Here is a 19,120-nt window from a genome sequence, read left to right on the forward strand (position 1 = left end):
TCAATGTAGACACCCCTTTGGCGTAGCAGAGGGTTAACCGCCATGCAAAGCCGAAAAACGCGAACGCCGGCCTCGGTCTCCTTACTGTCCGAGTGGCGTGACCTCGGCAACGCAGTGGTCGGTTCCTGGACTGCTAGACTGAAGTCGAAACCACGATGGGAGGGCGCCATGACAAGGCTCAACGTGACCCGCAAGCTGATCGAATCCCACCTATTGTCAGGCAGGATGGAGCCGGGCGAGGAGATCGGGCTTGCCATTGATCAGACCCTGACCCAGGACGCCACCGGCACCCTGGTAATGCTGGAATTCGAAGCCATGCAGATCGGCCGTGTGCGCACCGAGCTCTCAGCCCAGTACGTCGACCACAACCTCTTGCAGGAGGACTTCAAGAACCCCGACGACCACCTGTTCCTGCAGAGCGCCTGTCGCAAGTTCGGCGCCTGGTTCAGCCCGGCCGGCAACGGCGTCAGCCACCCGGTCCACCAGGAACGCTTCGGCATCCCCGGCAAGACCCTGGTCGGCTCAGACAGCCACACCCCGGCCGCCGGGGCACTGGGCATGTTCGCCACCGGGGCCGGCGGCCTGGAGGTGGCCCTGGCCATGGCTGGCAAACCGCTCTACCTCAACATGCCCAGGGTGGTGGGGGTGGAGTTGACCGGCGAGTTGCCCGACTGGGTCAGCGCCAAGGACGTGGTGCTGGAGATGCTGCGCCGCTTCGACGTCAAGGGCGGCGTCGGCAGGGTCTTCGAATACTACGGCCCCGGCCTCGACGCCCTCTCCGCCATGGACCGTCACGTGATCGCCAACATGGGCACCGAGATGGGGGCCACGACCTCGGTGTTTCCCTCCGACGGTGAGGTGAAACGCTTCCTGGAGCGACAGGAGCGCGGCGACGCCTGGCAGGAGCTCACCGCCGACGACGGCGCCGACTACGACGAACACGTCGCGCTGGATCTGTCGACGCTGGAGCCGCTGATCGCCCTGCCGAGCAGCCCCGGCAACGTCAAGCCGGTGCACGAGGTCGCCGGCGAGGAGATCTACCAGGCCTATGTCGGCTCCTCGGCCAACCCCGGCTTCCGCGACTTCGCCGTACCGGCGATGATGGTCGAGGGCCGCCGGATAGCCCCTGGTGTCTCGTTCGACATCAATCCCACCTCGCGCCAGATTCTCGAGAACCTGACCACGGAGAGCTACCTGTCACGGTTAATCCATGGCGGTGCCCGCCTGCACCAGGCCGGCTGCAACGGCTGCATCGGCATGGGCCAGGCACCAGCCACCGGCCGCAACAGCCTGCGCACAGTGCCCCGCAACTTCCCGGGACGCTCCGGCACCCCCGAGGATCGGGTCTTCCTGTGCAGCCCGGAAACCGCCACCGCCGCCGCCCTGACCGGCCGGATCACCGACCCCCGCGAACTGGACATGGACTACCCGCGCTTCGAGGAACCCGAACGCCTGACGATCAACCGCGAGATGCTCGTCGCCCCCGCCGAGGACAGCGGTCTGGTGGAGCTGATCAAGGGCCCCAACGTGAAGAGTCTGCCTGATTTCGAGCCCATCTCGGCCGAGTTCGCCGGACCGGTGATGCTCAAGCTCGGCGACGACGTCTCCACCGACGAGATCATGCCCGCCGGGGCCGAGGTGCTGCCGCTGCGCAGCAACATCCCGGCCATCGCAGAATACGTGTTCCGGGACGTCGACCCCGACTTCAGTCAGCGCGCCAAGGCGCTTGACGGCGACGGCTTCTTCCTCGTCGCCGGCCGGAACTACGGCCAGGGCTCGAGCCGCGAACACGCCGCCATCGCCCCGCGCTACCTGGGCCTGCGCGCGGTGTGTGCGATCTCCTACGGCCGCATCCACTGGCAGAACCTGGCCAACTTCGGCGTCGTGCCGTTGACCTTCGCCGACCCGGATGACCTCGATGCCATCGACCAGGAAGACGAACTGGCACTGGACGGCGTCATTTCGGCCCTGGAGAGCGGCGAGGAGGTGACGCTGCACAACCGCACCAAGAAGCAGCACTACACCATGCACCATGGTCTGTCGAAGCGGCAGGTCGACATGATCCGCCTCGGCAGCCTGATCAATCTGGTGCGCGAGGAGACATAGCGTCGGATCAGGCGGTAATGAAACGGTCACGGAAGGCGTCGACGATTTCGCGCAGCGGTGGGTCGAGCCGTTGCGTGGCTCCTTCGTGCAGATGGTCCGGTAAGCCGCCATGAAAGGCCTCAGCGATGCCGCCGGCGATACAGGCCATGGTGTCGGCATCGCCGCCCAGCGAGATGGCGTTGCGCATCGCGCCCTCGACGCTGTCGCTTTCGAGAAAGGCGACGATCGACGGCGGCACCGAACCTTGGCAAGAGACGTCGAACCCATACCCGGGGCGTAAAGCATCCAGGCGAGTACTGAGGTTGTAGCCGAAACGCGATTCGATCTGGCGCTTGATCTCGGCCTTGCCGGCACCGTCGCGTGCCAGATAGATGGCTGCCGCCACGGCCTGAGCGCCGCGGATCCCCTCGGGGTGGTTGTGAGTGACCGAAGCGCTGCGTTTGGCTTCGTCCAGGGCGTCGTCGAGTGAGGGCGCCGCGAAGCCCACGGGGCTCACGCGCATCGCTGAGCCGTTGCCCCAGCTGTAATAGGGTGCCGTGTCGCGGCGCTCGGCCCAGCGTGCGAAATTGCCGCCGAAGCCGGCGTCGGGGTAGCGATGGTAATAGGCATGGAAGTGGGTGACGTAATCGCCACCGTGCAGCAGCGCCTCGGCAACGGCCACGCTGAGCACGGTATCGTCCGTGAAGGTGCTCCGTGCGACAAAGAGAGGAAAGTCGCGATGCTTGGTCCCGGCTCCTTCATGAACCGAGCCGATGATGTCTCCAGCGATGGCGCCCAGCATAATGTCCTCCATTACTGCGTGATAAGGACTAGTCTAGATCATGCGATTTAGCGCCACTCGGGGTAGCCGCCCGATCCAGACTGGCATTGATGGGGTTCGTTGAAAGCTTAATTTACAATGAAGAACGGTTGCGTGGCTCACAAGGAGCTTTAGGCATGACGGCACAATTTTGGCACTGATAATGCCCCCGGATGAATCCGAGCTTGTCGTGGCGTCAGTCACCGCGATGGTGGTTGGCTTAGTGGTTGTTTTTCATTATGAAGTCATCAAGCTGCTGAATCGTTGGCACCCCCAGCCTCATCGCGAATTAAGCGGCGAGCGCCGAAACAGGTCGATTATACTGGCGGCCATTTTCACACTGCTTTTGGCGCATGTGGCCGAGATCTGGTTGTTTGGCGCGGCCTTCTGGTATCTGCTGGGACAGGATGGATACGGGGCCATCGGTGGTTACCCCCATGTGACTCTACTCGACTGCGTTTATTTTTCTGCGGCGAACTATACGACGGTAGGTTGGGGAGACCTGGCCGCGACCGGGCATATTCGCTTTTTAGCCGGCACAGAAGCATTGGTGGGTTTCATGATGATTACGTGGTCGGCGTCTTTCAGCTATCTGATCATGGCCCGTGCCTGGGGGCCGAACGAGAATTGACGACTCTAATACGCACCCTTGTGTTCACTAGTGGTTGGCTGGTTTCATTCTTTGGCTCCTTTCTCCAGTGTTCCCAGCCATGCCACCTCCAAACGAAACGGTCCCGGCTGCCTGTCAGCAATAAGCAATCCTACTTTCTGGATTGTCTCGGGATCGAGGGGCGGGGCATCCTCAAGCCGACGGCCGCGGAAGACGGCCTCAAACTCATGCCAGGGCAGACTGATGTGCTGCCACTCGTCGGCAGGTGGCTGGAACAGTGCTCGGTAGGCCGCGCCATCGAACAGCTGGTTGTTGTACAAGCGCAACTGGTAGCGGCGGCCGTCGCCACGCACGTACAGCATCAAGCCTGAGTCAGCGCCCAACTGGAAATCCTCGGGGTCGCGGCGCACCGAGGCAAAGCCGCCGCCGTGCTCCAGCGACAGCTCACCGCTGAACACGCCGACGCCACCTTCCCCCCGCATATTCCCTCGGGAAACACCACCCATAACGTCGTCATTGATAGCCCGCCACCGTGGCGCCTCGTCCGCGTGCAGAAAGTCGATCAGGCGTGCTGCCATGGGGGCCTCCGGGGCCACGTTTCGTCAGGTGTCCAGCTTGCCTGCCATGACACCCTCTGTCTTCTGCGGCATCACCGCCGCGATCGAAATGCGACGTACTCCGAGAGGCATCGGCCAACCAGTGTGAGGACGCTCAATGACCTACGACGAGGCGGTGAAGAACACCTGGGACCTGGATAGGGCGTCGCCGAAGGGCGAGGCCGAGTGGTACGAGACGCTCATCCGCTACGCCACCCTGACGCCCTCGGGCCACAATACCCAGTGCTGGCGGTTTCGGGTGGAGGAGGGCGCCATCTCCATCCTGCCCGACCTGACCCGGCGCACGCCGGTGGTCGACCCCGACGATCATCACCTCCATGTGTCGCTGGGGCTGTCCGGTGCTCGCCCTGACCTGGTGGTGCGCGTCGGCCGAGCCCCGGCCATGCCGCGCTCGCTGCGCCGCCCGGTGGGAAGCGTGATGCGCGAGCGCGCGCTGCTGCCCTTCCTGCTCATCACCTTCACCATTGCCTGGGGAATCCTCGCCGGCTACCTGTTCCTCAACGCGCCGATGAGCCTGGTGTTCGGTCCCATCACCGGCCATCATACACAGTTCTACTTGGCGGTCTATGCGCCCGCCATCGCGGCGTTGCTCGTCGTCTTCCACGGCGAGGGGCCCGGCGGCGTGCGTCGCCTGCTGGGGCGGCTCCTGCTGTGGCGTGCCCCTCGGCTGGTTTGCGTTCCTGTTGAGGGGGCCGTGACGGCGGTGGTCCCGACATGAGCGCGCGCCTGTCCACGCTGCGTCCCGCCGCCCCGGCGCTTCACGGATCGCCTCTCCCGCCATGATGCCGTCCACGACGTCATCGCCGTGATGGAGGAGCTGGGCATCGAGCGGGCGTTCATGCGCCTCTCGTTCGCATCAGGCTAAGTTCTGTGCAACGGGCTGGTTTATACTGTCGGGAGCAAGCGGAAGGGTGGACTGAAAAGAAAGCGCAATCAGCATGTTGCGTTATGAGATGTGAGGGCGGTCAATATGCTCGAGAGCGTGTTTGCCCAGATCGGGCTGGTCCTCGGTCTCGCCGTGCTGGGTGGCGTGCTGGCGCAGCAGCTGCGTCAGCCGCTGATCGTCGCCTTCATTGCCGTGGGCATCCTGCTCGGGCCTTCGGGCTTTAGCCTGGTGGAGCAACGCACCGAGATCGAGCTGTTCGCCCGGCTCGGCATCGCTCTCCTGCTGTTCGTGGTGGGGCTGAAGCTCGACCTGCATATCATTCGGACCGTTGGGCCGGTGGCGCTCGCCTCCGGCCTGGGTCAGGTGGTCTTCACCTCGGCGACGGGGTACGTCATCGCACTGTGGCTCGGCATGTCGCCGGTGACCGCGCTCTACGTGGCCGTCGCCCTGACGTTTTCCAGCACCATCATCATCGTCAAGCTGCTGTCCGACAAGCGGGAAGTGGACGCCCTGCACGGCCGGATCGCGGTCGGCTTCCTCATCGTGCAGGACATCGTGGTGGTCCTGGTGATGATCGGCCTGACCGCCTACGGCCAGGCCGACGGCGATGTCAACATGGCCTGGGAGGCCTTGCGGGTGCTGTTGACGGGGGCCGCCATGCTGGTGGGGCTGGCCCTGCTGATGCGCTACGTCCTGCCGGGGCTGCTGCATCGGCTGGCCCATTCCTCGGAGCTGCTGATGCTCTTCGCCATCGCCTGGGCGGTCATCGGTGCCGTGGGCGGCGAAGTTCTGGGCTTCAGCAAGGAGGTTGGCGCCTTCCTCGCCGGCGTCTCCATTGCCTCGACCCCCTACCGCGAGCAGGTGGCCTCTCGCCTGGTGAGTCTTCGCGACTTCCTGCTGCTGTTCTTCTTCATCGAACTGGGGGCGACCCTGGACCTGGGCATGCTGGGCGCCCAGCTCGGCGCCTCGGCGATCCTTTCGCTCTTCGTCCTGATCGGCAATCCGCTGATCGTCATGGCCATCATGGGCCTCATGGGCTACCGCAAGCGCACCGGCTTCCTCGCCGGCCTCACGGTCGCCCAGATCAGCGAGTTCTCCCTGATTCTTGCGGCGATGGGCCTGGCCCTGGGCCATCTGCAGGAGGAGACGGTAGGGCTGATCACCCTCGTTGGCCTGATCACCATCAGCGTCTCCACCTACATGATCCTCTATTCGCATCTCCTCTATGAGCGCATGGCACCCTGGCTCTCGATCTTCGAGCGCCAGGTGCCGCACCGGGAACGCGATGACCTGGAGGATGCCAGCAATGATGTCGACGTCCTCCTGATCGGGCTGGGTCGCTATGGCGCGGCCCTGGCGGCAGACCTTCGGAAGCGCGGCTGTCGTCTGCTGGCGGTGGATTTCGATCCCACCACCGTCCAGCAGCATGTCCGCGATCGCTACCAGGTGTGCTACGGGGACGCGGAGGATCCGGAGTTTCTGGCTACCCTGCCGCTGCAACAGGCGCGCTGGGTCGTCAGCACCCTCCGGAACCCTGATATTAATCGCATGATGCTTCATGGTCTTCGTCAGCAGGGATACCAGGGGAAGGTGGCGGTCGCCGTCTCCCAGTCTCGGGATGCCCGACGGTTCGAGCAGGAGGGCGTGGACCTGGTGCTGGTGCCTTACGCAGACGCCGCGAGGGAGGCCGCCATCCGGGTAATGGCGCCCCAGACGTCGGTCGAACCCCGGGGAGGGGAGAACGCATGAAACGTTTCCGGAACATCCTCCATGTCATCGAGCCCTCCGTCTCCCAGGAGGCCGGGCTCGCCCGGGCGGTATCGCTGGCGGAAAACAGCCAGGCGATGCTCACCCTCATCGATGTCATACCCGAGGAGCCGCTGGACCTCTCCCTGGCGCTTCGGGGGCCATCACCCGTCGCATTCAGGGAATCGGTGATGGCCGAGCGCCGGTCTCGGGTCGAGTCGCTGATCGCCCCCCATGCCGATCGGGTCGACCACCATATCGAGGTGCTGACCGGGATCAGATTCATCGAGGTCATTCGGGCGGTGCTGCGGGGCGACCATGATCTCGTGATCAAGACGGCGGAAAACCCGGAGTGGAGCCGGCTGCTGTTCGGCAGCGATGACATGCACCTGATGCGCAAGTGCCCCTGTCCGGTCTGGCTGATGAAGCCGGAGGAGACGCCGAACTACCGACGCATCGTTGCGGCCGTCGATGTCGATGTCCATCGTGACGTGCCGAACAAGCAGGTGCTCAACGACCGCATCCTCGACCTTGCCGCTTCTCTGGCCCTGTCGGACTTTGCCGAGCTGCATCTGGTGCATGCCTGGGATGCGCCGGAAGCCGGTTTCGTGGGCATCTGGGCCAACGACCCCGACACCACCGAGCGCCACATCGTCGAGATGGAACAGTCCCGTCACCAGGTCGGCATGGACAGACTGACCTATAGACTTCGTGAGCGCATCGGTTCGGACGCCTATGGCTACCTGTCTCCCCGGGTTCACTTGCCCATGGGGGTGGCGCGCAAGCAGATTCCCAAGATGGTCGAGAAGCTGAGGGCGGACCTGGTCGTGATGGGCACGGTGGCGCGAACCGGCATCTCCGGTTTTATCATCGGCAACACGGCCGAAGCGGTGCTACATCAACTGCAGTGTTCGGTGCTGGCGCTGAAGCCGCCGGGGTTCGTCACGCCCGTCACACTGACGTGATCCTGGCCCAGGGCCCCCATGGTCCGATTACCTTGACGCACCGCACCGTGAAGGCGTCGGCCGCCGATGCCGCTCAGCGGCGCAGGTTGTCGATGGGCGGAATGCGACACAGGCGCAGAAGGATATTGCGACAGGCGTTGAGCCCAGGATACAGGCGGGCAGCGCGCCGGGGGCTGGCGAACAGGCGATACATCAGCCGGTTGAACATGCAGCTTCGCGTGCCCAGTAGAGTAGGCGATGCAGGGCGTCGCTGCCGTGATACCAGCGATCGCCGACCTGCAGGGCGAAGCCCTCGTCAAGGTCGATACCCCGGGCGCTGAGCTCGCGGCGTGCCTCGCTGTCCTGGCGCCCGTCGATCAGCTCGAGCTCGCCGACGTCGCGGCGAACGCGCTGCCAGCGTACATAGCGCCGACACATGGGGCAGTCGCCGTCGTAGACCAGCCGCAGACGGGGGCGGACCTCGTCGGGCGCCGGTGAATCGTTCGATCGTGACACAGCGTGCCTCCTCTTGGCGGATGCCCTCCAGCCTACGCCCGCCCCGCGTGCCGGGAAACCACCGGCGCGTGACCCGTGGGCGGCTGAGGCGGCTGCCGTTCCCGAGAGTAATCGGCTCGCCGCGCTCGCTTCCTGCCGCTAACATGAGCCTGACCGGGACGTCTTTCCTTCGGGTGAACCTACGATGTCAGTGATCGGAATGCCTCCCCATTCAGTGTCTTTCAGGCTGTTACTGATCGCCCTCGCTTGCCTGCTCGCTTCCTCCCCGAGTTTCGCCGATGACCTTGAACTGCAGAGTCTCAGCCTGCGTGCCCGACTCTCGGAGAAGACCTTGCTCGGGGATGAGGCGCCGGAGGATTTCGAGGAGTACGACCTGTCGGCCAACGTCGCGCTGCCCTGGGAGAACTACTCCACGTCAGGCCGGGGGGTAGGCACCCGGTTGATGGCAAGTGCCGGCTTGTTGCGGGGAGTGGGGGAAAACGCGCTCGTCGTGTCGGTCATCCCGGAGTTGACGCTCGGGAGCGAAGATGGGCGCTTCCTCCTGGACCTGGGCGCGGGTGGCGCCCTGTTCAGTCGGCATCGCTTCGGCACGCAGGATTTTGGTGGCCCCTTCCAGTTCGCCCTGACCCTGGGCATCGGGGGGCCTTTCTATCGACAGCTGGGGCTCGGCTATCGGTTTCTGCACTATTCCGATGCCGGCGTTAATGGGCCTGACACGACCGGGGCTGATTTCCACATGATCGAGTTCCGCTATCGATTCGAATAACGGGGTAGCTGTTTTCCGAAGGGGCGATCCCACCGACACTCGGGGCCCCTGTGAGCGAGGCACGGCGGCAAGTGGCGGACTATTCTCATCGAGGCAGGTCGCCCGGCGGACCCGTCGATGCTGCGATCCCCACCGAGCGGCCGGCGTGGCAGCAGACGCCCGCATTCAAGGCGAGGCTGCCTTCTTTAGCCCGCGGCCGCCGGGGCAGGACAAGGCATCAGGGAGCGTCCCTATTCGTCGGATGCCGACAGCACAACAGCGAGTCAGCCACCATGAACCAGCATGTCATGATCATCAGCCCGGGTGACTACGCGCCCCCTCTCTCGGTCGTCGGTGTGGACATCTCCGTGCTGACGTCGAAGCACGAGGCCAACGGCCGGGAAATCACCCTGCAGCGGGGCTTCGAGGGGATGGGGCCGCCACCCCACTATCACGACTGGGACGAAAGCTTCTACGTGCTCAAGGGGGCGGTGCACTTCTCGGCGGGCGACCAGTCGACACACTGTGAGGTGGGCACGCTGGTCCACGTGCTCGCCGGCACGGTGCATGCCTTCCACTTCGCGGAGGGCGGCGGCGAGATGCTCGAGATCACCCAGCGGGGCCGTGCCGTGGAGGTGTTTCGTGCCGTGGACGAGCGGATTCCCCCCGGCCCGCCGGATGTGCCGAGACTCCTCGACGTGCTGACCCAGCATGGCGTCACCGTGCATGGCCCCGAGGGCGTCGGAGCGCGGGCGTAGGAGAGGAAGAGAGGCGCCGGGCCATCGCCCGTCGCGCAAATAGGGCGCGTTGGCGGCAAGCATCAAGCGGAGGTCCTCTCCCGTCCCCCGGCACGACAGCGCCGGTCCCGCTTGCGAGACGGGCGAATTTTTGACCACCTCCCCAAGACGAAGACCGGAAAAAGCTGGATAATGGCGGGTTTTCCTCCTTCGCTTCGCCGAAGCTCCCACGTCCGGTGCCCCGTCCATGGAAATCAAGGTCAACTATCTCGACAACCTCCGGCTGGAGGCCAAGTTCGACGACTTCACCGTCATCTCGGACCAGCCCATCCGCTACAAGGGCGACGGCTCGGCCCCCGGCCCGTTCGACTACTTCCTGGCGTCCTCGGCGATGTGCGCGGCGTACTTCGTCAAGGTGTACTGCAACGCCCGCGACATCCCGACGGAAAACATCCGGCTGTCGCAGAACAACATCGTCGATCCGGAGAACCGCTACAACCAGATCTTCAAGATCCAGGTGGAACTGCCGGCAGATCTCTCCGACAAGGATCGCCAGGGCATCCTGCGCTCCATCGACCGCTGCACAGTGAAGAAGGTGGTGCAGACCGGGCCCGAGTTCCAGATCGAGACGGTAGAAAACATCGACGAGGACGCCCAGGCGCTGTTGCAGGGTAAAGTGCTGGGCTCGCCGCAGGGCGAAGCGAATGACGAGAAGGGCACTTGGATCGAGGGCAAGGACCTGCCGCTGGAGCAGACCATCGCCAACATGACGGGCATCCTGGCGGACCTGGGCATGAAGATCGAGATCGCCTCCTGGCGCAATATCGTCCCCCACGTGTGGTCGCTGCACATCCGCGACGCCGTCTCGCCGATGTGCTTCACCAACGGCAAGGGCGCCACCAAGGAGAGTGCGCTGTGCTCGGCGCTGGGCGAGTTCATCGAGCGCTTGAGCTGCAACTTCTTCTACAACGACCAGTTCTTCGGCGAAGAGATCGCCAATAGGGCCTTCGTTCACTACCCGAACGAGGAGTGGTTCCAGCCGGGGCCGAACGATGAACTGCCGGCGGGGATCCTCGACGATCACTGCCGGGCGATCTTTGATCCCGAGGGCGAGCTTGCCGGCTCGAATTTGATCGATACCAATTCCGGCAAGGCAGCCCGCGGCATCGTCTCGCTGCCCTTCGTGCGCCGGTCGGACGGGGAGGTGGTGTATTTCCCGTCGAACCTGATCGAGAACCTCTACCTCAGCAACGGCATGAGCGCGGGGAATACGCTGCATGAAGCCCAGGTGCAGTGCCTGTCGGAGATCTTCGAGCGGGCGGTGAAGAAGCAGATCATCGAGGAGGAAATCGCGCTGCCGGACGTGCCTAAGGAGGTGCTGGCACGCTATCCCGCCATCGTCGAGGGCATCGAGGCGCTCGAGGCCCAGGGCTTTCCGATCCTGGTCAAGGATGCGTCGCTGGGCGGGCAGTTCCCGGTGATGTGCGTCACCCTGATGAACCCGAAGACCGGCGGCGTCTTCGCCTCCTTCGGCGCGCACCCGAGCTTCGAGGTGGCACTGGAGCGCAGCCTCACCGAGCTGTTGCAGGGCCGCAGCTTTGAGGGGCTCAACGATTTCCCGCCGCCGACCTTCAACACGCTTGCCGTCACCGAACCCAATAACTTCGTCGAGCACTTCATCGACTCCTCGGGGCTGGTGTCCTGGCGCTTCTTCAGCGCCCGTTCCGAACTCGAGTTCTGCGAGTGGGATTTCTCGGGCAGCGGCGCCTGCAGCAACGAACAAGAGGCAGCGACACTGTTCGGCATCCTCGAGGAGATGGGCAAGGAGGTGTATGTGGCTGTCCATGAGGATCTGGGCGCACCGGTGTGTCGCATCCTGGTGCCCGGCTATTCCGAAGTGTACCCGGTCGAGGATTTGATCTGGGACAACACCAACATGGCCCTCGACTATCGCGAAGATATCCTGAATCTTCACGCCCTGAATCAAGGTCAGTTGGTCGATCTGCTGGAGCGCCTGGAAGAGAGCCAGATCGACGACCACATGGATATCATCAGCCTGATCGGCGTCGAGTTCGACGAGAACACCGAGTGGGGGCAGCTCACCATCCTCGAGCTGAAGCTGCTGATCAACCTGGCGCTTCACCAGCACGAGGAGGCACTGGAGCGGGTCGACATCTTCCTGCAGTACAACGACAACACCGTGGACCGCAACCTCTTCTATCGCGCGGTGAGCGCGGTACTGGAAATCACGCTCGATGACGAATTGGCACTGGGCGACTATCTGGTCAACCTCAGGCGAATGTTCGGCCAGGCGACCATGGAAGCGGTGGCGGGCTCGGTGAACGGCAGCGTGCGCTTCCATGGCCTGACCCCGACCAGCATGGCGCTGGAGGGGCTGGACAGGCACCAACGCTTGATCGAGAGCTACCAGAAGCTCCACGCCCACCGCGCCAAGCGGCATGACGCTGCCGGTGGGACGCGGGTGACCCGACCCGAAGGGTTGCCGGGCTAACCGCGCTCAGCGTTAGCTCGCCGGTACACGGCATGCGTGAGAGCGGTCAGGTCGTCCAGTTCACCGGTGCGCGGGGATCCGGCTCGTAGGCGAAATAGGTGCCGGTGCGTATCGTCCGTGCCAGGTGCTCGCCGAGGCTCGAATGGTGCCGAGCGATCCGGTCCAGGGCGTAGCGCAGCGAACGGGTCGTGCTGGTGCGTGCGCGCTCCACGCCACCCCCGACGGTTCGGGCCCGACCGTTCAGGCCGACGCCGCGGCGCAGTTCGTCGATGAGAAACTGGCGATCGGCACGCGCCAGCTCTGCGCGGTGCAGGTCGTTGTTCGCCTCGGCCTCCGCGATGTCCTCCTCCGTCTCGGCGAGCTGCTGCCGATAGGCCTCGCGCGCCTTCGAGTCGAACACCTCTAGTCCGCACTGGGTAGCGACGCCGAGATCCTCCGCAGGCCCGCCGATGGTGAGTGCCCCGCGCTCCACCGATACCAGGTCGAGGACATGGAACTCCCGGCCGGGCGCCGTCAGCAAGCGTTCCAGGTAGCGCATGCCCTTGAGGTCCTTCAAGTAGACAGTGGTGCCGCCGAAGGTGACCGTTCGCATATCCCCCTCGCGGCAGAAGACGCAACGCTCGGGGCTCGCTGCTTGCCACGAGGGTGTCGCCGGCACCTGTTCACGCGCCATGTCCGCCCAGAGCCCTGCATTGAGCGCCTCGAACGCTCGACAGGCGGCGTCGAGCTCCAACTCGGCCGATCTGTCGTCGCCTGCCATGCGGTGTGCCGCGGCGAGCTCGACGCGCAGAGTCGCCGCCTCGAACGGCATTCGCAGCGAGATCCATTCCATGACGGCCTCGCTCAGCAGCCGGATCGCTTCGCTTCCCAGCCCGTCGTGCAGCGCCAGGCGCCCCTTCGCGGCGAGCGCCGAGTTGTGCAACGTGCGACTCTGATACTTCCGGGCGATCTCCGCGAGGTCGGCCGCGGCTTCTCGCGCCGCGTTATCGTCTCCGGCCGCCAGCGCGATCACCACCTGGGCCTCGCGCAGGGGCGCGCGTCTCAGGCCCCCTGTAGGCGGGCGCTCCTTCGACGGGACCTCGAACGGGAACTCGAGGGCGCTATCGATCATCGAGAAGGCGTCATCGACGCGTCCCTGGGCCAGCCGCAACAACGCCAGCCCCGGCTGAGGGAGCCAGGCATTCTGGTGCGCCGCCAGGAACGCATCTTCGGCGCCCGCGAAATCGCCCTTGCGCAGCCGCGCGTTGCCGAGCTCGGTCAACGGCCAGCCGAACTCCCGCCGCATCCACGGGCGTAGCTCTTCGCAGGCCAGCAAGGCTTCCTGTTCGGCGGCGTCGCAAGGCCCGCGCAGGCGCATGATTTCCGCCTGGTGCACTCGGCAGCGACCGTGGAGGCCTCCGAACGCGGCTCCCTGGCGCCAGCGCTCCATGGCTTCGGTCCATTCTTCGGCTCGGTCGTGCTGGCCGATCCACTGCATCGCGCAGATGAGCTCGCACCACATCTGCCCGGTGGTGAGGGGGTCGAGGTTGCCCGAGCTCAGCTCCACGGCTACATCGTCCAGTGCGCTCAGCCCTGCATCGAGCTCGCCGTCATTGATACGGACCCTGGCCAGAGCCACCTGGCCGATGATCGAAGGCGGTGCCAGTTCGTGCCTTTTCCCTCCGTCCACGGCCCGTTGGGCCCACTGCTTCGTGCCCGGCATATCTCCACACATCAGGCGCTCGTAGGTCCGCACCGCAGCGAGCCACGCCCAGACCGGGCTCTCGGGCGCGTCCTCCACCAGGCGTTCCGCCCGCGACAGCCAGGCACGCACGGTGGCCATCAGGCCCGTGTCCATCATCAGGTACATGCCCACCATGACTGCGGCGAATGCCGCCTCGTGGGTACGGTGGTCTTCCAGGTGAAGGTGATAAAGGTCGCCATACGCGGCCAGTGTGCCTTCCAGATCGCCGGCCCCATACGCCGCCTGGGCGCGCAGCTCCAGCAGCTCGGCCGAGGGTGGCGCGGACAGCTCGGCGAGCAGCTCCTGGGCCCGGACGAAGTTGCCGCTGTCGAGGGCGACGTGAACTGGCGATAGCTCCGTTCCCGTCATCGCTTGGCCCTCCTTGTTCCGGTTGTCACAAGGATTGTCACGCTCTTTAGGGTAGGTGCCCAGTACACCTGACGAGAAACCATCCGAAAAGAGGAGCATATGCCATGAGGGACATACTTTATGAGAGCCTCGGTGGCCGCGCCGGTATCGACAAGCTCGTCAATCGCATTGTCGACCTCCACCTCCAGAATGACGTCGCCGGACCAAGGTACCGAGCCCTCGACGCAGAGGCAATTGACCACGCCCGCGAGAAGGTCAAGGAGTTCCTCGCGGCCGGCGCCGGCGGCCCGGTGGAGTACACGGGGCGCTCGATGATCGAGACGCACACCGGGATGAACGTCAGCGCGGCCGAATTCGTCGCCGTGGTCGACGACATCATGCAGGCCATGAAGGAAATGGAATATCCGCAGCCGGTCTGCAACGAAGTTCTGGGCGTTGCCTATTCGCTCAAGGAGGAGATCATTCATCGATAGACAGAAAGCGTGCTAACACACATCACGACGCTGGGGGAAATGACAGATGAATACTGCAGTGGAAACAAGCTATCGTCTCGAAGGCACCATGCTGGAGATCTGCTCCTGTGCCGTTTCCTGTCCCTGCTTTATCGGTGAGGACCCGGACGGCAACGAATGCTTCGGTGTGATCGCCTTCAATCTGGAGCGAGGTCAGGCGCGTGGTGTTGACGTGTCCGGCCTGAACATTATCAACGTCGCCCATATTCCCGGTAATGCCCTGGCCGGGGGTTGGCGCTCGGTGCTGCTGGTCGATAGCCGGGCCAGCGACGAACAGCACGCCGTCCTGCTGGATGCATTCGGCGGCAAGCTAGGCGGGCCGCTGGCCGACCTGGCGAGCCTGGTGGGCGAGCTGGTGGCCGTCGAACGGGTCCCCATCGTGCACGACGGGCGGCAGGCCGAGGGGCGCTTGCAGGCCGAGGGGATGTTCGAGGCGGAGTTCGCCCCGATCCAGTCCTCCCCGGACGGCACCACGGCCACGCTTCACGACAGCGCCTTCACGACCGTAAAGGGGGAACCCGCCTATCTCGGCAAGTCGCGTCGCTACCGGGTCAACCTGCCGCAACATGGCATGAGCTGGTCCTACGATGGGCACAATGCTATCCAGACTGCCTGGCGGATGGAGCACCAGCCATGACTTCCATGGTGGCGGAGCGCTTCGCCTGGCGGAGCGCTCCCGGGTTGACTCTGCTCATCGCCGTGGCCTGGGGGCTGGCTATCGGTTCCGAACTGACCGGCGGGGTGCGGTGGGTGCATCATCACCAGTTGACGGTCGATGGCCTCGCCGTCTGGGCCAGCCTGGTCCTCTTCCTGGTGGCCTGGCAGGTTCACATCGCCGCCATGATGCTGCCCTCGACGCTGCCCTTGATCGGCCTGTTCCATCAGGCCTCCGCCGGGCAGCGCCATCCGGGGCTGGCCCGGCTCGGCTTCCTCGGCGGCTACCTGGTGGTCTGGACCGCGTTCGGTATCGTGGCGGTGGTCGGCGATGCCCTGCTGGACCGGGCGGCAGTGCACGGCGGGATGCTGCGTCCCGAGTGGATGGCCGGGGCCGTGCTCCTGCTCGCCGGCGCCTTCCAGTTTTCCTCGCTCAAAAAGCGCTGCCTGGACAAGTGTCGCCAGCCGCGCGCCTTCCTGTTGAACCACTATCGGCGGGGCATGCTCGGTGGCCTTGCCCTGGGGGCTCGTCACGGGGCGTTCTGTGTCGGCTGTTGCTGGGCGCTGATGCAGGTGATGTTCCTGGTCGGGATCGCCAACCTGGCCTGGATGGCACCGCTGGCCGCACTGATGCTCTACGAGAAGGTGGGTCACCATGGCGAGCGCATCGCGCGCATCGCAGGGGTGGCGCTGATCCTGCTTGGGGGAGTGGTGATGGTGGGGCCGGCATGGCTGCCGAGCCTGGTGCCGACGCATTGAACCGCGATGCTAGGCGGGCGCCTACAGAAACGTCTCCTGCTCCTCTGCACCCATTTTCCGCCGATGATCACCACCACGATGTCGCCCTCGGGAGGTGGCGCCACGGCCTTATCTGCAGGGCGGCCACGCCGGTGCCGCCGATCAGCCTGTCGCGAGGGCTGGCTCGCCCAGGCGGGAGGCCGACGATACAATGCCGTGATCGATCTTTTGGAGCGCCTGTAAGAGAGCCGGATCGACGACCACCAGGACATCATCACCCTGATCGGCATCGAGTTCGACGAGAACACCGAGTGGGGGCAGCTCACCATCCTCGAGCTGAAGCTTCTGATAAACCTGGCGCTTCAACAGCATGAAGAAACCCTGGAGCGGGTCGATATTTTCCTGTAATACAACAACACCGTGGCGCGCAACCTGCACGCGGCGCGTGCCGCCAGGTCTGCAGCTACTGCATAGTCACAACAGGAGCCGTGATGCGCAGCTTCATATACGACATTCTTATTCTTAGACTCACTTCCCGGTGGTACGCCGAGGTGCTGAAGCGTGTACCCGAGGGTGCCGCCGTGCTGGATGTCGGTATTGGACCGGCAAGCGCGCTGTTGGCCAATGCCGAGCTGGTGAAGCGAAAGCGTCTGCACGTGACGGGCATCGATATCGACGCCGACTACATGGAGCGCGCCCGGCGAAGGCTTCGGAATTCTCTGTTGGCCGACCTTGCCGAGTTTCGTCTCGAGTCCGTCTACGATCACCGGGGCGGGCCTTATGATGTCGTGTATTTTTCGGCAAGCTTCATGCTCATGCCTGAGCCTGAGCAGGCGCTGCGGCATTGTTGCGGGCTTTTGCGCCCAGGCGGGCATATTTTCTTCACGCAAACCATCGAGAAGCGTCCCGCCCGTTGGATGGAGATCCTTAAACCCGCACTGAAACGGGTGACGAGTGTCGATTTCGGCCAAGTGACCTACGAGGACGCCTTTAAAGTCCAGATTCGTGCTGCCGGCCTGGAATTGGAGGAGTTCACCTTCATGTCGCATCATGGAGGTCGAGCGTCGTGTCTTGCCGTGGCTAAACCGATTAGCGCGAGCTAAAGTCGCGAGAGCATGAAAGCGTTTCCTTAGCGGGATCGAAAATTGGCCGCTGTTTTTATGACGCCAAGGGCCCCGAATCTGTTATCCGGTTCGGGGCCTTGTCATTTTTGAGGTGCCGTTACGTTGTTTCCAGCGCCATTGCCCACTTTTGAACGACTGGGATGCCCGATGCTTGGGTGATTCGCGAGGATGCTGTCCTCGAGCAGGCGGTAAAGCCGCCGATCGAAAAAAAGCGGCAATCTCGGAGAACCATAAGCGGAAAACCAGATAAGGGAGCTTCCCAGATGGAAGAAAGGATTCGCATCGCGCGTCTCGACGGCGACTCGCCCCATGTGCCCATTCTGGCCGAGTGGGCTCACGACACCTGGGGGCATCTGCATCCCGGCAGAAGCCTGGGCTCCGCCATTGCCATACTGCGCGACGAATGTGGTGCGGGAGGCGTGCCGTCGGTGTTCGCTGCCCTGCATGGCGATACCCCGGTGGGCACGGCCAGCCTGGTGGCCGACGACATGAGCGACCGGCTTGACCTTACGCCCTGGCTGGCCTCTGTCTTCATCCGGCTCGGGTGGCGTGGCCGGGGTATTGCTTCGCGGTTGATTCAGCATGTGGAGCAAGAAGCGCAGGCGCACGGTCATCACCGCCTCTACCTCTACACGCCGGACCAGCAGCCACTTTACCGGCGGCTGGGGTGGCGCGACATCGAGCAGCGCGATTACCACGGCGAGGCGGTGACCATCATGCAATGCGATGTCAGGATTCCTTCCCACACTATCGCCATCGCCCGCTGATCGAGCCGAAGTTCATGCGGGGTCAGAAGGAGGTCACATGGCAAAATTGAGTACAGCGTTCGTCGTATTGGCGGCGCTATGTTGGGGACTGTCAGGCGGTATCGGCGGAATACTCATGGCCGACGGCTGGAACCCGATCGTGGTGTCGTTCTACCGCGGTGCGATCGGGCTAGTGTTCGTGCTCGCCTGGCTCGCGTTGCGGCCACACGGCAGCGGTCTGGCCAGTCGCCCATTATGGTTCTGGTCGGTAGTGGCCGGTCTCGGCGTGGCCGGCAATTTCGCCTTCTATTTCGTGAGCATCTCCGAGGGCAGTGTCGCGGTGGCGGCGACGCTGATGTACTGCGCCCCGGTGTTCGTCTATCTCGTTTCCTTCGCCCTCAAGCTTGAGAGACCCACGCTGCTCAAGTGGGCCGCGATCGCCATGGTCATGGTGGGTATCGTGCTGCTGACGCGCATTTACGACGTCCAGCCCGGCGGCGTTACGCCGATGGGTGTCGCCGCCGGGCTGCTTTCCGGGCTATCCTATGCGGTGTTCATTTTCGGCTTCAAGTATGCGGCGCCGCACGGAAGCCCCCAGGCGATTCTCGTCATCGCGTTTTCGGCACTCGCCCTCATCCTGTTCTCATTGGGCGATGGCGAACAGACCCTGGCGGTGTTGAGCACGCCGAGCTGGCCACTGTTCGTCGTGTTGGGGGTCATGGGTGCAGGCATGTCGTTCATTCTCTACATCATCGGGCTGAACTATACCGCGCCGGCCGTGGCGTCCATTGTCGCCATGGTCGAGCCGGTCACGGCGTCGCTGTTCGGGGTCGTGGTGCTCGATGAAAGCCTGGTCGCGATCCAGCTCGTCGGCATGGCCCTGATTCTGGTCACGGTGACGGTGCTGAGCGTCTCCTCGAGCACTCGATAAGCCTCCTGATGAAGAGCTGACACTGGCCTAAGTGGCTGCTCTCATAGCTTGTTTCTATCGAGTCGAAAGCCGCCTCCCGGCTTGACGACTTCGTCGTTGAATTCT

General features: G+C 64.1%; 19 protein-coding genes and 1 pseudogene. 15 read left to right on the forward strand and 5 right to left on the reverse strand.

The features are described from left to right. Nucleotides 1-168 precede the first annotated feature (168 nt). Nucleotides 169-2,106 carry an aconitate hydratase gene (locus KG088_RS01235; protein WP_213823664.1) on the forward strand — a complete coding sequence of 646 codons (1,938 nt, stop codon included), beginning with the start codon at nt 169-171 and terminating at the stop codon, nt 2,104-2,106. Nucleotides 2,107-2,113: 7 nt separating this feature from the next. On the opposite strand, the gene KG088_RS01240 is transcribed toward KG088_RS01235, so the two are convergent. Next, nucleotides 2,114-2,887, reverse strand: a complete 774-nt coding sequence (locus tag KG088_RS01240; RefSeq protein WP_213823665.1) for an ADP-ribosylglycohydrolase family protein — start codon at nt 2,885-2,887, stop codon at nt 2,114-2,116. Nucleotides 2,888-3,095: 208 nt separating this feature from the next. On the opposite strand from KG088_RS01240, the gene KG088_RS01245 reads away from it, so the two are divergent. Continuing rightward, complete coding sequence (locus tag KG088_RS01245; protein ID WP_213823666.1) at nt 3,096-3,536, forward strand: ion channel; 441 nt, start codon at nt 3,096-3,098, stop codon at nt 3,534-3,536. 44 nt (nt 3,537-3,580) lie between these two features. Here KG088_RS01245 and KG088_RS01250 read toward each other — a convergent pair whose 3' ends face one another. Beyond that, on the reverse strand, nt 3,581-4,093 hold the full coding sequence (locus KG088_RS01250) for a CIA30 family protein (RefSeq protein WP_213823667.1): 513 nt from the start codon (nt 4,091-4,093) through the stop codon (nt 3,581-3,583). A 136-nt stretch (nt 4,094-4,229) separates the two neighbouring features. On the opposite strand from KG088_RS01250, the gene KG088_RS01255 reads away from it, so the two are divergent. The 3 genes from KG088_RS01255 to KG088_RS01265 all read left to right on the forward strand — a co-directional run bounded on the left by KG088_RS01255 (nt 4,230) and on the right by KG088_RS01265 (nt 7,729). Continuing rightward, nucleotides 4,230-4,850 carry a hypothetical protein gene (locus KG088_RS01255; protein WP_213823668.1) on the forward strand — a complete coding sequence of 207 codons (621 nt, stop codon included), beginning with the start codon at nt 4,230-4,232 and terminating at the stop codon, nt 4,848-4,850. Between the two features lie 252 nt (nt 4,851-5,102). After that, nucleotides 5,103-6,767: a cation:proton antiporter gene (locus KG088_RS01260; protein WP_213823669.1), complete on the forward strand. Its 1,665-nt coding sequence runs from the start codon at nt 5,103-5,105 to the stop codon at nt 6,765-6,767. Further along, on the forward strand, nt 6,764-7,729 hold the full coding sequence (locus KG088_RS01265) for a universal stress protein (RefSeq protein WP_213823670.1): 966 nt from the start codon (nt 6,764-6,766) through the stop codon (nt 7,727-7,729). The genes KG088_RS01260 and KG088_RS01265 overlap by 4 nt, the downstream gene beginning before the upstream one ends. 73 nt (nt 7,730-7,802) lie before the next feature. Here KG088_RS01265 and KG088_RS19810 read toward each other — a convergent pair whose 3' ends face one another. Next, nucleotides 7,803-7,937: a hypothetical protein gene (locus KG088_RS19810; RefSeq protein WP_264759021.1), complete on the reverse strand. Its 135-nt coding sequence runs from the start codon at nt 7,935-7,937 to the stop codon at nt 7,803-7,805. Beyond that, nucleotides 7,922-8,224 (reverse strand): DCC1-like thiol-disulfide oxidoreductase family protein, encoded by a 303-nt coding sequence (locus KG088_RS01270; RefSeq protein ID WP_319941363.1) that lies wholly within the window; start codon nt 8,222-8,224, stop codon nt 7,922-7,924. The genes KG088_RS19810 and KG088_RS01270 overlap by 16 nt, the downstream gene beginning before the upstream one ends. Nucleotides 8,225-8,408: 184 nt before the next feature. Between KG088_RS01270 and KG088_RS01275 the strand changes: the two genes are divergently transcribed. The 3 genes from KG088_RS01275 to KG088_RS01285 all read left to right on the forward strand — a co-directional run bounded on the left by KG088_RS01275 (nt 8,409) and on the right by KG088_RS01285 (nt 12,218). Continuing rightward, on the forward strand, nt 8,409-8,990 hold the full coding sequence (locus KG088_RS01275) for an acyloxyacyl hydrolase (RefSeq protein WP_213823671.1): 582 nt from the start codon (nt 8,409-8,411) through the stop codon (nt 8,988-8,990). 272 nt (nt 8,991-9,262) lie between these two features. After that, nucleotides 9,263-9,727: a cupin domain-containing protein gene (locus tag KG088_RS01280; protein ID WP_213823672.1), complete on the forward strand. Its 465-nt coding sequence runs from the start codon at nt 9,263-9,265 to the stop codon at nt 9,725-9,727. A gap of 226 nt (nt 9,728-9,953) precedes the next feature. After that, nucleotides 9,954-12,218, forward strand: a complete 2,265-nt coding sequence (locus KG088_RS01285; protein ID WP_213823673.1) for an OsmC domain/YcaO domain-containing protein — start codon at nt 9,954-9,956, stop codon at nt 12,216-12,218. A 46-nt stretch (nt 12,219-12,264) separates the two neighbouring features. Here the strand turns inward: KG088_RS01285 and KG088_RS01290 are convergent, their stop codons facing one another. Then, nucleotides 12,265-14,310, reverse strand: a complete 2,046-nt coding sequence (locus tag KG088_RS01290) for a hypothetical protein (RefSeq protein ID WP_213823674.1) — start codon at nt 14,308-14,310, stop codon at nt 12,265-12,267. 104 nt (nt 14,311-14,414) lie between these two features. On the opposite strand from KG088_RS01290, the gene KG088_RS01295 reads away from it, so the two are divergent. From KG088_RS01295 to KG088_RS01325, 7 genes and pseudogenes are all read left to right on the forward strand, one after another. Next, nucleotides 14,415-14,783, forward strand: coding sequence for a truncated hemoglobin (locus tag KG088_RS01295; RefSeq protein WP_213823675.1), 369 nt, complete (start codon nt 14,415-14,417; stop codon nt 14,781-14,783). 46 nt (nt 14,784-14,829) lie between these two features. Further along, nucleotides 14,830-15,459, forward strand: a complete 630-nt coding sequence (locus tag KG088_RS01300; protein WP_213823676.1) for a DUF1326 domain-containing protein — start codon at nt 14,830-14,832, stop codon at nt 15,457-15,459. After that, entirely contained in the window at nt 15,456-16,235 is a 780-nt protein-coding gene (locus tag KG088_RS01305; RefSeq protein WP_213823677.1) for a DUF2182 domain-containing protein, read from the forward strand. Before KG088_RS01300 ends, KG088_RS01305 begins: the two co-directional genes overlap by 4 nt. Nucleotides 16,236-16,436: 201 nt before the next feature. Continuing rightward, nucleotides 16,437-16,619: pseudogene (locus KG088_RS19985) on the forward strand (hypothetical protein); the annotation flags it as partial. A gap of 86 nt (nt 16,620-16,705) precedes the next feature. After that, on the forward strand, nt 16,706-17,317 hold the full coding sequence (locus tag KG088_RS01315; RefSeq protein WP_213823678.1) for a class I SAM-dependent methyltransferase: 612 nt from the start codon (nt 16,706-16,708) through the stop codon (nt 17,315-17,317). Between the two features lie 284 nt (nt 17,318-17,601). Next, nucleotides 17,602-18,105 carry a GNAT family N-acetyltransferase gene (locus tag KG088_RS01320; protein ID WP_213823679.1) on the forward strand — a complete coding sequence of 168 codons (504 nt, stop codon included), beginning with the start codon at nt 17,602-17,604 and terminating at the stop codon, nt 18,103-18,105. Nucleotides 18,106-18,142: 37 nt separating this feature from the next. Next, on the forward strand, nt 18,143-19,015 hold the full coding sequence (locus KG088_RS01325; RefSeq protein ID WP_213823680.1) for a DMT family transporter: 873 nt from the start codon (nt 18,143-18,145) through the stop codon (nt 19,013-19,015). Nucleotides 19,016-19,120 lie beyond the last annotated feature (105 nt).

The sequence above is a fragment of the Halomonas jincaotanensis genome (genome assembly GCF_018448785.1).
GTDB classification, from domain to species: domain Bacteria; phylum Pseudomonadota; class Gammaproteobacteria; order Pseudomonadales; family Halomonadaceae; genus Halomonas; species Halomonas jincaotanensis.